This is a genomic window from Desulfocurvibacter africanus subsp. africanus DSM 2603, from assembly GCF_000422545.1.
Taxonomy (GTDB): domain Bacteria; phylum Desulfobacterota; class Desulfovibrionia; order Desulfovibrionales; family Desulfovibrionaceae; genus Desulfocurvibacter; species Desulfocurvibacter africanus.
Genome location: NZ_AULZ01000009.1, coordinates 149,027 through 162,267, shown reverse-complemented (window position 1 = coordinate 162,267; position 13,241 = coordinate 149,027). Strand labels below are relative to the sequence as shown.

The 13,241-nt window shown below is 49.3% G+C and carries 8 protein-coding genes; 2 read left to right on the top strand and 6 right to left on the bottom strand.

The genetic code is table 11. The features are described 5' to 3' along the window. Positions 1-3,115 (bottom strand): efflux RND transporter permease subunit (locus H585_RS20965; RefSeq protein ID WP_034627398.1); only part of this gene is annotated, 3,115 nt, incomplete at its 3' end. Positions 3,116-3,225: 110 nt separating this feature from the next. On the opposite strand from H585_RS20965, the gene H585_RS0107225 reads away from it, so the two are divergent. Further along, positions 3,226-4,506: a TolC family protein gene (locus H585_RS0107225; protein WP_027367332.1), complete on the top strand. Its 1,281-nt coding sequence runs from the start codon at positions 3,226-3,228 to the stop codon at positions 4,504-4,506. Continuing rightward, positions 4,503-5,666: an efflux RND transporter periplasmic adaptor subunit gene (locus H585_RS0107220; RefSeq protein WP_027367331.1), complete on the top strand. Its 1,164-nt coding sequence runs from the start codon at positions 4,503-4,505 to the stop codon at positions 5,664-5,666. Before H585_RS0107225 ends, H585_RS0107220 begins: the two co-directional genes overlap by 4 nt. Here the strand turns inward: H585_RS0107220 and H585_RS23890 are convergent. The 5 genes from H585_RS23890 to H585_RS22405 form a co-directional block, all read right to left on the bottom strand. Further along, positions 5,605-5,925, bottom strand: coding sequence for an integrase core domain-containing protein (locus H585_RS23890; protein ID WP_138708169.1), 321 nt, complete (start codon positions 5,923-5,925; stop codon positions 5,605-5,607). The genes H585_RS0107220 and H585_RS23890 overlap by 62 nt on opposite strands. A gap of 949 nt (positions 5,926-6,874) precedes the next feature. After that, positions 6,875-8,821, bottom strand: coding sequence for a TnsD family Tn7-like transposition protein (locus tag H585_RS22420; protein ID WP_081678606.1), 1,947 nt, complete (start codon positions 8,819-8,821; stop codon positions 6,875-6,877). Between the two features lie 17 nt (positions 8,822-8,838). After that, positions 8,839-10,272 (bottom strand): AAA family ATPase, encoded by a 1,434-nt coding sequence (locus H585_RS22415; RefSeq protein WP_161628419.1) that lies wholly within the window; start codon positions 10,270-10,272, stop codon positions 8,839-8,841. Continuing rightward, positions 10,269-12,440, bottom strand: coding sequence for a Mu transposase C-terminal domain-containing protein (locus H585_RS22410; protein WP_081678604.1), 2,172 nt, complete (start codon positions 12,438-12,440; stop codon positions 10,269-10,271). Before H585_RS22410 ends, H585_RS22415 begins: the two co-directional genes overlap by 4 nt. Further along, entirely contained in the window at positions 12,427-13,239 is an 813-nt protein-coding gene (locus tag H585_RS22405; RefSeq protein ID WP_081678603.1) for a TnsA endonuclease N-terminal domain-containing protein, read from the bottom strand. The genes H585_RS22410 and H585_RS22405 overlap by 14 nt, the downstream gene beginning before the upstream one ends. Between the last annotated feature and the right edge of the window lie 2 nt (positions 13,240-13,241).

The window sequence follows — 13,241 nt, the reverse complement described above, 5'->3', positions numbered from 1 at the left end:
CGCCCACCATCGGGGCTGCTATGCGCTTCATAACGTCGGCCCCCGTGCCGGTGCTGACCATGACGGGCATAAGGCCGAAGATGTTGGCCAGGGCCGTCATGAGCATGGGGCGGACCCGCAGCACCGAGCCTTCCATGATGGCCTCGCGCAGGTCGCTCTTGTCCTTCATCCGTCCAGCCTCAACACGCCTCTTCCACGCCTCGTCGAGGTAGGAGAGCATGATGGCCACCGTCTCGGCCGACACACCTGCCAAGGCAATGAGCCCCACCCACACGGCAATCGACATGTTGTAGCCCAGGCCGATGTCCGGCGAGAGGAGGAATATGGCCCCGGTCAGGGCAAAGGGCACCGAGAGCATTATGAGGAGGGTCTCCACGACCGAGCCGAAGGTGAAGTAGTACAGCATGAAAATGATGCCCAGGGTCAAGGGCACGAAGACTTTCAGACGCGCCTTCACACGTTCCATGAACTCGTACTGGCCGCTCCACTTGATCGTGTAGCCGGCGGGCATTTTGATGTTGCCCTCCACGGCCGCCTTGGCGTCGGTCACGTATGAGCCGATGTCGCGCCCCGCGACGTCGACAAAGACGTAGGCGGCAAGCTGCCCGTCTTCGTCGCGGATCATGGCCGGACCCGGCACGCGGCTGATGGTGGCGACCTGGGCCAGGGGGATTTGCGCGCCGTTCATGGCGCGCACGAGCACCCGTCCAAGATCGGGCATCTCGGAGCGGAAATCGCGGTGATAACGTACGCTGACCGGATAGCGCTCCCGGCCCATGATGGTCGTGTCGATATTCTCGCCGCCGATGGCGTTCTCCACGGCCATTTGCACCTCTGCCACGGATAGCCCGTAACGGGCCGCCTCCTCGCGGTCTACCGCGATATCGAGGTAATAGCCCCCGAGCACCCGCTCGGCGAAGACGGAGCGCGTTCCCGGCACCCTAACCAGCAGCATCTCCAGATGGCGGGCAAGCTGATCGATCTCACGCAGGTCGCGCCCCATGACCTTGATGCCCACGGGAGTGCGGATGCCCGTGGTGAGCATGTCGATGCGCGCCTTGATGGGCATGGTCCAGGCATTCTGCTGGCCAGGCAGTTTCAGCGCGGCATCCATCTGCTCCACCAGCTCATCCCAGGTGATCTTGCGTTGCTTGCCGAAGAGGAAGTCGGCCGTGGACCGCAGGAAGCGAGGCAGCCAGGGGCGCTCGATGCGCACGTCTCGCCACTGCTCCCGGGGCTTGAGCTGAACGATGGTCTCCATCATCGAGAAAGGAGCAGGATCGGTGGAGGTTTCGGCCCGGCCAGCTTTCCCGCTGACCAGCTCGACTTCCGGAAAGCTCATGAGGATCTTGTCTTGGAGTTGCAGGAGCCGCTGCGCCTCTGTCTCCGAGATGCCCGGCATGGTGATGGGCATATAGAAGATCGTTCCCTCATTGAGGGGCGGCATGAACTCCGAGCCCATGCGCAGGAAGAGGGGCACGCTCAGAGCAAAGAGCAGCAGGGCGATGCCCACCGTCAGCCAGCGCCATTTGAGAGCGGCCCGCACCACCGGCCGGTAGAGGGCGATGAGCCGCCGATTGATGGGGTGCTTCGCCTCGGGCAGGAGCTTGCCGCGCACAAAGAGGCTCAGCATGGCCGGAATGAGGGTGATGGCCAGGATCGCGGCGATGGCGATGGCGAAGTTCTTGGTGAAGGCGAGCGGCTTGAAGAGCCGGCCTTCCTGGGCTTCCAGGGTCAGTATGGGCAGGAAGGAAACGGCCATGACTATAAGCGAGGCGAAGATGGGCGGGCCGACCTCCTTGGCCGAGGAGATGAGGACCTCGTTGCGGTCGTGGGGCTGGCCGGATGCCTCCGCGTCGGTCAGGCGCTTGACCGCGTTCTCGACCATGACGATGGCCGCGTCGACCATGTCGCCGATGGCCACGATGATGCCGCCCAGGGCCATGATGTTGGTCCCCATGTTCATGAAGTACATCGGGATGAAGGAGATGATGACGGCGAGAGGGAGCGAGATGATGGGCACGAGCGCCGAGCGTAAATGCCACAGGAAAAAGACCATGAGCAGGCTGATGATGATCAGCTCTTCGATCAGGCTCTCGCTGATGGAGCGGATGGCGCGGTTGATGAGGGACGAGCGGTCATACGTGGTGAGGATCTTCACCCCGGGAGGCAGCGTGGGCTCGATCTCGGCCAGCCGCTCCTTGACCCTGGCGATGACCGCCTGGGCGTTCTCGCCGAAGCGCATCACCACAATGCCGCCGACGACGTCTCCGGTCCCGTTCAGGTCGGCAAAGCCCCGGCGCATGTCAGGCCCGGTGGTGACGGTAGCCACGTCGCGCAGACGGATGGGCACTCCCTGCATCGTGACGCTCACGGGGGCGGCGGCAATGTCCTCGACCGACTTCACGTAGCCGCGGCCGCGGACCATGAATTCGGTTCCCCCCCACTCAATGACACGCCCACCCGTCTCGCGGTTGGCCGAGCGCACCGCCTCGATTACTTGCGGGATAGAGAGGCCATAGGCGGCAAGCTTATTGGGGTCGAGATTGACCTGGTACTGGCGCACGAAGCCGCCGAGCGAAGCCACCTCCGCGACTCCCTCGACGCTCGCCAACTGATAGCGCAGGTACCAATCCTGAATGGTGCGCAGCTGCGAGAGATCGTAGCGGTTCTCTTCATCGACAAGGGCATACTGAAAGACCCAGCCCACACCCGTGGCATCGGGCCCCAGGGCCGGTTCGACCCCGGCGGGCAGCCGTCCCCGGAGCTGGCTTAAGTATTCCAGGATTCGGCTGCGGGCCCAGTAGATGTCGGTGCCTTCCTCAAAGATGACATAGACGTAGGAGAAGCCGAAGTCGGATACTCCGCGCACGACAGTGACCCGCGGAGCCGACAGAAGCGCCGTTACGATGGGATAGGTGATCTGGTCTTCTATGAGGTCGGGGCTGCGCCCCATCCAGGTGGTGTAGACGATGACCTGGGTGTCTGAGAGGTCGGGCAGGGCATCCTTGGGCATTGTCAGGAAGGACCACCAGCCGGCGAGCGCAAGCGCTCCCACGAAGAGGAAGACGATGAAGCGGTGCCTGGCGCTGTATTCGATGATGCGCTCGACCATGTGTGGCTACCGGCCGGAGAATGTTCGAAATTTTTGCCTTGGGACCTCACTTATTGGCAACTCTATGTTATGCGTACGGCTATATTGTCGCTCGGGCAAGGATTAGGCATATGAGAGTATCCGCCACGTTGACAATGGCCCTGCTGGCCGCCTTCCTTCTGCTGTCCGCCGGGGTCTGGGCCGGCTCGGCACCAGGCTTGCCCGAGCTGATCTCCGAGGCGCTCAGCCGCAATCGCGAGGTGTTGGCCGCCCGGGCGGCATGGCAGGCGGCCGGAGAACGCCCGTCGCAGGCCAGGGCACTCCCGGACCCGCAACTGAGCGTCGGTGTGATGAACTTGCCCACCAGCTTCCGTTTCAATGATGAACCTATGACCATGAAGCAGGTGCAGGTCTCGCAGATGTTTCCCTGGTTCGGCAAACGGGAGCTGCGGGGGGATGCGGCCGGTCAGGAGGCCGAGGCGGCGCGCCAGCGCTACATCGAGGCGGCCAACCGCGTGGTGCGCGAGCTGCGGGAGGTTTACTACGAATTTTTTTTCGTCGCGCAGCAAGCCCAACTGATCGAGGCTAACCTGGGCGTGTTGAGCCAGTTCATCGAAGTCGCCAAGGCGGCCTATGTTTCTGGCCTGGGCAAGCAGGCCGACATATTGCGCGCCCAGACCCAGCACGCCAGGATGATCGACGAGCGGCTCATGGTCGAGCGCGAGCGAATTATGGTTGCCGCTCGCTTGAGGAGCCTTCTCGACCGACCGGCCGGTTCGTTGATCGAGCCTCCGCAAAGCCTTCCCGCCACCGAGCCGCCTTCCTGGAGCAGCGACGAATTGCTTGAGTTGGCCCTGGAGCAGCGCCCCATGCTCAAGGAGGCCCAGGCCATGACCCAGGCCCGCCGGCGCGAGATCGACCTGGCCCGCAAGGAGTATTGGCCCGACTTCGAGATCATGGCCGCATACGGGCAGCGAGGCGAGGTCATGGGCAGCCAGATCGATGACATGCTCTCAACAGCAGTGAGCATAAACGTGCCACTGTGGCAGGACTCGAAGCTCGACCCGATGCTGCGTGAGGCGAAACAGGCCGAGCGGCAGGCTGTCGAGAGCTACCAGGCCGGCGTCAACGAGATAGAGTTCGAGCTGTGGCAGGCCCTGGCCAAGGCCACACGGGCCAAAGAGTCGCTCGCCCTCTACAATACAGGCATCTTGCCCCAGGCCCGCTTGACCGTGGAGAGTTCGCTCTCGGGCTACCGGGTGGGAACGCTCGATTTCCTGAGCCTGCTTGAGGCCCAGATGAACCTCTACGCCTCCGAGGTGGCCAGGGCCCGCGCCCTGACCGACTATTCCCAGGCAGTGGCCGAGATCGACTATATCGTTGGCTTACAGCCTCCAGGGGAAGCGAAATGAAGGCTTGCCGCGTTCTCCTGGTGGCTGCGCTGCTCATCCTTTCCGGCACGCAGGCGCTCGCCCAGGGGCACGCAGGCCATGGCGGACCGCCAGCTGCCGAACCGCAAGCCGAGACGCAAGCCCAACCTCCAGCGGCAGCCACACCCGAGACCATCCACATCAGCCCCCAGCGCCAGCAGCAGATCGGCGTGCGCTACGCCACCGTGGCGCATCGCCGTCTGGTGAAGGAACTGCGCGCCGTGGCCAGGGTCGTCTACAATGAGAAGGCACTCGCCACGATAACGTCCAAGGTCGGTGGCTGGATCGAGCGCCTGTACGTCAACACCACGGGCGAGTTCGTTAAAAAAGGGCAGCGGCTGCTCGACATCTACAGCCCTGAGCTGCTGGCGACCCAGGAGGAGTACCTGGTCGCCCTGCGAGCCAAACGGGAGCTTGCCCGCAGCTCCTATCCCGGCGTGGCCGAGAGCGGTGAGACCTTGCTTGAGGCGGCCCGGCGTCGGCTCGAGCTGTGGGACATCAGCCAGGCCCAGATCGAGCGACTTGAGCGTACCGGCAAGCCAACCAAGACGCTGAGCCTCTACTCGCCCCTGGACGGCTACGTGATCAATAAGGAGGCCCTGGAGGGAATGGAGGTACGCCCCGGGATGTCTCTCTACCGGATAGCTGATCTCTCGAGCGTATGGGTCGAGGGCGACTTCTATGAATACGAAGTGCCCTTCATCGAGATCGGGCAGCAGGCCGAGGTGCGCCTGCCCTATCTGCCGGATGAGGTGCTGTTTGGCCGGGTCAGCTACATCTATCCGTACTTGAATGTGGAGACACGCACCGTGCGCGTGCGCATGGAATTTCCCAATCCACAGGTGCGCCTGAAGCCCGGCATGTACGCCAACGTAAATCTTGATGTCGATCTGGGCCATCGGCTTGCAGTTCCGGCGGAGGCTCTGCTGGATACCGGCACTAAGACGGTCGCCTTCGTCGACCGCGGGCAGGGATACTTGGAGACCCGCGAGGTGGCGGCTGGAGCCAAGGCAGGGAATTACTACGTTGTCCAGGAAGGCTTGCAAGCCGGGGAGCGCGTCGTCGCCAGCGCCAACTTTCTCATCGCCTCCGAGAGCAAGCTGCGGGAAGCATTGGGTGGGGCCGCCCATGCGGGCCACTAAGGCATTGCTGAATTCGTAGGGCGTTGCCCCTGTAGAGAAGAGTGACTGATGTAAGTGTAGTGCTCCCCCGAAAACAAGCCACATGTTGTAGTTTTTGCGCTCGGTAATCCGCTGGGCTCAGGTACCCGAGAGCCTGATGGGGACGACCCGAGTTGTACCACGTGATCCAGTGCCGCACGCCGCTTCGGCGTCCAGCGCTGAATACTTTCCTGTGCGTTCTCGTCCATCGGTAGCCATTCCCTGCACGTGCTTCTCGCACGTCTTGTTCGTGGCTTCAATTTTCAGGGGAGCGGTATACTTATGCTTACCAAATTAGAGCAAGTTTAAGCCATCTGTCATTACCAGCAAAAAAATTATCTTTTTAAAAATCAAAATATGTTCAGGTCGTAAAAGAGCTATCATAAAAATTGTTTGCAAGAGTATCTGGAGGTCTGCTTTATGTCGTTAGTATAATGCATATTTCCTATGTATTTTGCACAAACATTGAATATTTTAGGTTAGTTTTAAAGAAGGATTATGGCTGTAGATAGCCGCTATTATATCGTGAGTACAATCGCTAGTTGGGGGTAGTAATATTGATGCTTTGGTCTTGACATATCTTTATGTCTTTAATATACAATTAGAAAATTACTTAGTATAAGTATGGATTGAGATGCCAAAGGCTGTGGGATAATCTAAGCCACGGCGCGCGTAATTGGCCTTACTAGCTTTTAAGGTGCTGGGCTTATCAGCTGGTCATGTCTGACTCAGGTAATTAGCTGAAGCCGATTGGAAATGAGTTTACGGGTGGGACACTTCTTTTTGTCTTGGGACAGTTTCTTTTGTTCAGGGACCATTACTTTTGTCTTTTCACAAGGATGTAAAAAGATAAAAGTAATTGTCCCATGGCATTAAATAAAATCAATTACTTGCAAGATTCCATTTTTGAAAAGATAATGTCCCAATAAGTGTCCCAAAGCTGCCTCAAAAAGCTTTGGGACACTTTCTTTTATTTTGGGATAATTACTATTGCTTTTTCATAGGGTCTAAGGGAAGGCCGAAGTAGTCGCCCCGTTGGGCTGAAAGCGGTTTCATAAATACCTGAGCGAGATGAGCAGGCAGGCGAGATGGAATTAAGAGGGCTACACCACCATTCGCATCTACAAATGGACCGTAGGCTGATTTGTGGGCCTATGAAATTTCGAAGATTTTGTGCCAAAGATGTTCTATTAGTCGGTGAAAAAAGACTTTGGGGCGAATGAGAAATTAAACATTTCCATTTTATCAAGGATGAATATCTTATGACTTTTTACAATTCCAGCTGGCAGGCCAGCTGTCGTTCTAAGGCTTAGGATAGATAAAGATCTGTTCTTCTTTTCTAAAACAGAAAGTGCCCATTGAATTTTCCTTTTTACGAAATCTTCATAACTTTCTTTGTGTCTGTTTATAATAGTTAGAGTTTTTGGGAAATGCTTTTTGTTTCTCCAGTATCTGGAGAAAAGAGGAGATTGCTTGGTTAAGTAAGTTTCTGTAAGCCAAATAGGTTTATGCTCTTGAGATTGTGTGATGGTGATATAGGCTAAAATATGGTCAGACATTTGCTTATCAAGTTCAGTCCAATTTACTCCACTATGGGATTTTCTATGAGGCCTCTGCCTATTTTGGAATGGAATGGCATTAAAAAACCATTGTTTATCATTTTTTATTAGGTAGTCATAAGTAGAGGGAAGATTGAAAACAATGTCGTTCCGAGTAGCTTCGGTATTGTCTTTTACATAGTCGGTCAGGATTGCCCTATGTTTCTCGCGTAATAACAGTTTAGCGGCATTTCTGTGGAGCTTGTAAAGGCTTGGCTCATTGAGTTTAATGTAAATAATGGTCCTCTCGGTGAATTTGTATCGGTCCATTATGGCTTTGTTATCTACTCCGTTAAGTAAGTCTGCTCTAGTATTAGAAATCACTTTATTGCCTATCTTGTTGGCCAACCGGTTTGGCATGGGAAATCTAATATTATTGTTCAGGCAAAAATTAGCGAGGGTGTGGAAAGTTGTGCCAAGCTTCTTGGCTATGGTGTCAAGAGTAAAATTTCCCGATGAAATGAGTTGCATGAAGAGATCGATTGAAAAAGATGATTTCTCTGTATTTATAAGCAGAGTTGACATTAAATGGTCGGAGGCATGAGAATGATTCTTGAAAGATTCGTTGGAGTGGGGCCGCTTGGCAAGGTTGTAGATTTCTTCAATTGAATTAAAATGAGAGCCAATAAGAAGCAAATATAAAAAAACTGGCTTCTTAGTTTGGTTAACTGATGATCTAAGGATGCGAGTGATCCAGGGGGACGGTTTTTCAGAAATAAATGGTGGAAAATTAATAAAGGTTAAGTACTCATTACCGAATACGGCCTTAATACTTTTGGCAAGCAGGATAAGATCTAATTGCTTGGTTCGGTTCTGATTATGGAGCAAGGCTTTTCTGGTAACAAAAGGTAAGCTGGGTGTAAGTGATATTTGACGATCAGTCAGAAGGGCAGATTGTTGTGCAAGCCATAGCAGGGGTTTAGAAGGAGGAATATTAGTTATTGCAAGAGGATCGATATGTGAGCAGTTGCAAGTAGAAGGTAGGCTGGAAGGGCTTCCTTTGATCGGGTATGGGCCACATTTTTTGCAACCTATGAAAAGTGGTTCATTATGCCTCCAGCAAGTTATAACGCTAGGAAGTTGGTGTTCTCTGTGGAAATATGTAAATCCCAAGGAGTTTAAATCATCAATTGCGCATAGTTTACAATAACGAGGATACGTAAGTTGCTTAGGTTGCCTCTGCATTGATGCTCCTAAAGCAATTGCTACGTATCGTGCCTGTGAGGGGTCGAGGGCTCGATTGATGAGGTTATCGACATGTGAATTAGTTCTAAGATTACACAGGTAATTGAAAATTGTATGATTTAATAAAATATTTATTGGATCTGACCAGGGATGGCTTCTGTTGACGGTTTGAGATAGTGAGACGATAAAGTCAGGAATTATTGTGAGAATTTCACTGGCTTTTCTCTTATTTAGTAAAAATTTAAATGCGGTATTAGCTTGTAATCCTGATCTAGTGACATATCGGAACAGTACAGAGTAGATGGTTTCCCCTGGGGCTGGTAAAGGAAAGAATGGTGTATTGCTAGAATCCAATATGCCAACTCCTCATTTCAGGATTTAGGTTTATTTCGGAGTACAGCATCCCTAAGTTCTTCAATGCTTTGTTTATTATGCTTGCCAGAATACTGCCTCGTGTGGGTATTTTCTGGAAGTGGTTGGTCAAGATTGTGCAGTTTGTCCTCGGTAGGACGTATTTGATTGGATAGCAATGCAAGTCTGTTGACAATAGTTGATGTGTCGTTTCCTTTAAACGCTGTTGAGTATAGATCTTCGAATAGCGATAGCGCGGACAAATCCCCTGATCTAATTGCATCTATTACTTTGTGGAGCATAGAAAACTCAGATAAATATACATTTCTAATGAGCCTGGATGATAATGTTTCCTTTTTTTGTTCAATTGCAACAACTTGGGATGCTGTAAATATTCTCAACATGATCCCAAAGATTCCCTGGGAGCAGTCATATAAAGTATGTATGATCTCTTCATTAATTTCTTTAGGGTTTTTCAACCACTGATAGTCCCAACATACCTTGCAAAATGTTTCCCAAGTGTCATCGTTTTTATTGCCAGGTGCATCTGGCCTTCTTAGTTCGTGAAATCCTCCAGTGGTAAATCGCCTAATAACACTAACATTGTCACTTAAAATGTTTTTTGCGTTTGGAGTGCCTATTATTACGATAGGCACCCCAAGTTCATCAAATAGATTAATGATGAAAGCGAGTACTTCCTTTTTCCCGCCGGAACGGGATATGGATACATTTTGAAATTCATCAATTACAACAATTCCAACGTGGAAATTTCTAATAATTTTATGGATCAAATGGATGTAATGATTTCTGGTTAAATGCTTATCGGAGAATTCAATTGAATAAAGATTTGTATTAAGTAATATATCTGTATAATAGCCAAAGCTTCTGCAAAGTGATTTTACGCTGCATTGATCGGGTACATTTCGCATAAGGCATACGATCTGAGTTTCGTAGAATTGTTTGTTGTTGTATATGCTATGTTTAATAACTTGAGGACCGAAAGAATGAAGAATAGATTTAACAAGAGTTGATTTGCCAAGTCCAGAAATGCCTGAAATAAATGAAATGCTTGAACTGGAGTTGGGTCGCAAGATGCCTCTTGAATTGGTAGAACTAGCTTCGTTAAAACCATACAGCTGCATTTGGGTATCAGTATGTAGTGGGTTTCTATATCGATAACCGTCTAATATTTGACCATAGAGTGACGAATAGATCTTTACGTGCTGGTCTATTGGGAACAGGAAGTGGTGTAGACGTGTAATAGCTTGATACCTGATAAAATCAGGTAGGTTGACCTCCTCTGGGTTCCATTCGGGCCGGATCATAAGTCTTTGTAATATATCATCCTTAGATTTCGGTGGTGGTGGTAATGCCTCTACGAGGGGATTATCCTGAAAATCGATAAGTCCAAGTTCGTTGTACTGGGGATTTGTATTTATTATCGTTAAGCTCATTTGTGCTTGTCCCATATATTCTTGCTACGCTTGTTCAAGGACTCCTCGTTATTATTGAAAGTCATATTATCAACACTTTTGCGCTCATCAATTGACTTGTTTAGCTTGGCATTATCAATACCTCTCATGTAGGATTGTATAGCAGATTGTTCTGTCTCGAACTTTTGCAATGTCTTTTCTACATGCCTGCTTTCACGAACGCTAAGATTACCTTTAATATTCTTCCTTATCTTCCGCAGCCTTTTTGCCGCTATAGTTGCATTTGCAGCTGATTTGTTGTAACGGTCCTCTTTTTTAATCCTTTCTATTAGATTAACAGCTTTTCTTTCGTCGTAACTGGAGTGCGATGCTTTGATTGCAGCTTGCCATTCGAGAAAGGAGGCCGTTAGTCTATGTACTTCGGAGTTATTGTTTAATGCCATGAGCCAATCATCGGATTCAGCATCATAATACCATATTTGATTAACCGAATGCTCATTGTATCGTATGCTAATTAGCTTGCGGTCACCTGACTTTACAAGGGTGTATCCTGCAGATATGAGATGATCACTCGTGTATGTGTTGCCTTTGAATTTTAAGCCACGATTTGTAATAGTTGCTGTGCTTCGACTCAATAGGGCTGTATAAACTTCCTTGCTGGTTAGAGTCCTAGTGTAGCCAGGCCTGTTTTCAAGACCCCATACAAATAAGTCTTTATAACTATATGACTTCCTGGTTTCGATTAACTCTAGGGGAAGGTTTTCAACAGGTACTGGCTCATTATTTAAATCAATAATTATTTCAACTAATATTCGCTCCAGCATAGTTATATCAAGCGCAGCCGTTAGCTTTCCATCTTTTTCGCCCCGTCTTCTGAACTTTGGATAACTACCTGGGATATGATAGCCGTGTCCGTGCTTTAATTTGTTGATAGCAGATTCCACTAATCCCTTTCTCTGCGGACAGTAAGGTGGTGTAATTTGAACAATAATACCAGAATTGGGTACAGATTCTGCTTTGTTACTGATCAACTCTGCTCTATCGGCTGTTATAGCCATAGGTAGGTGATGGCTCGGCCAGTCGCTATCTGTATAAGCAAGTCCAAGTCTGTCAAAGATTGAATGCTTAGGGGTAAATGCATTGTACAATGCATTGGATGCAACGGCCCAGCTAGACTTTTCCAAAGATATGCCTAAGCCAGAGTAAAAACCCGACCAAGCGTCTATAAGGACGTAAACAGTACAGTTGCCTATTCTTGTATGATGATCTATTCTTGAAACAAGTTCAGCCTGTATGTTGGTTGGATCTACTTCATATCTTTGCCCAGGTCCCTGCAGTTCATCTCTAGATTTGCCGCGAAACTTCCAAGATGCATCTTTAGCTCTGATTGTTCGGGGTTTTTTCTTTCTGCCACCGTCTTTACTGGATTCTGTATTGCATACGTAATAAAATTGCCAAATTGTTGGGAGTTTACCTCCCTCGACTTCTTTATCGATGTATTCCACGATTGAGTTACTCGAAAATTCTTCAACATTATTCTCTTTCATAAATATGTGCAACATTGTTTTATAGTATGCTGCTCGCAGCGTTGCTTTGCCTGGTTTGTAATACTTTTCATAGCCATCTATGAGTTGTTCCCTGACTTGCGGTAATGGAATACCTTTATTTTGAAATTTGTGGCTATTGCGACCTTTCTTGCTAGTTCCTGGGGATTGAATCTGGCCTGGATTTCCTCTATTCATAAACATTGGAATTAGAGCTAAATCTGACTGCCCTCCACGTAAGTATTTATAATAAATTCTTCTTACTGTCTTTTGAGATACTTCGTATAGATTCGAGATTGTTCTAATTTTTATATTGCGAGTGGACATATTTGTAATGCATGAGGTATCTTTTGCAAGTTCTGAGACTATCTGTGAGTAGTGTTTGAGTTTTTTCTTTGTAGCCTCACTTAATACATCAATATCATGTGTTCTGTTTATATTTTTGTCTTCTTGAGGAATGATATGATAGTTCTGCATTCCTTCTTTTAGTTGTTCAAGGCCCACCTTGAAGATTCCCTTGTTTTTGGAGGACTCGAGTCCGATGAAATAAGCGTAACCATCCTTTACTAATAATAATCTGGCATACCCTGAAATATCATACATTGCATAATTAGTGAATTTTAAGATAGTGTTAATGTTTATCATTTTTATTTTCTCTCAATTTTACGTTACAGTGGAAGCAAATTCTGCGATTTAAATCTATAGGTATATTTCGCATCCAGGCTCCTCGTGCAAACATTGTAAATGCATCATTAGTTGATATATTCATTATAGTGGAAGTTTCTTTTATGATGTCAATCAAAATTATGTTTTTATTCCAAATGCCAAGAAATATTTGAGCATATTTAGAAATGGAAGTGTTTAGATGGTCCTTCTCCTTTGATGTCATGCTTGTCCAAAGCATCTTGAGATTGTCAATCTTAACCCAGGGCAAATCTTTTTCTGTAATAACATTCCATGTAATGCTCCGACGCTCCCAATAAGTTTTCTCAATTAATAACTTTTCAAGAGTACGTCTCGCTGTTTTATTTTTTTCTGAAAGGCTTTCGCTCGTTTTTATGCATATTGCTTTGTATCCGTTTGTTAGCGTTAACACGATATCAGTAGTCATAACTACAAAGCAGTTTGATCCTGGGTACCGAGGATGTTTAAATCCAAGTTCTTTTGCGATCTCCTGGGTCTCCTCCCTAGGTAAAAGAGCGTATTGCTCTCGAATATCTATTACATTAGTATTATGCTCTGCTAGTAGGTGTGCACTAAATTCTATCTTAGATAAATAATGGTGAATTCTGCCTGTCTTAAGTCCTTTTACCATGAACGAAAGTCCTTTTGAGGGGACATCGCGCACATGATAAAAAGGTTTGTACTTTACGCCAGATCCCTGTCCTAACCCTTTTGCGAGAATCTTCTGTATGCTGCTTTCGGTATACTTCCTTCGAGCCATTT

Bases quoted from the DNA above. Each gene is read 5' to 3' on its own strand.
- H585_RS0107225 (WP_027367332.1), top strand. From the start codon at position 3,226: ATGAGAGTATCCGCCACGTTGACAATGGCCCTGCTGGCCGCCTTCCTT.
- H585_RS0107220 (WP_027367331.1), top strand. From the start codon at position 4,503: ATGAAGGCTTGCCGCGTTCTCCTGGTGGCTGCGCTGCTCATCCTTTCC.
- H585_RS22415 (WP_161628419.1), bottom strand. From the start codon at position 10,272: ATGAGCTTAACGATAATAAATACAAATCCCCAGTACAACGAACTTGGA.
- H585_RS22410 (WP_081678604.1), bottom strand. From the start codon at position 12,440: ATGATAAACATTAACACTATCTTAAAATTCACTAATTATGCAATGTAT.
- H585_RS22405 (WP_081678603.1), bottom strand. From the start codon at position 13,239: ATGGCTCGAAGGAAGTATACCGAAAGCAGCATACAGAAGATTCTCGCA.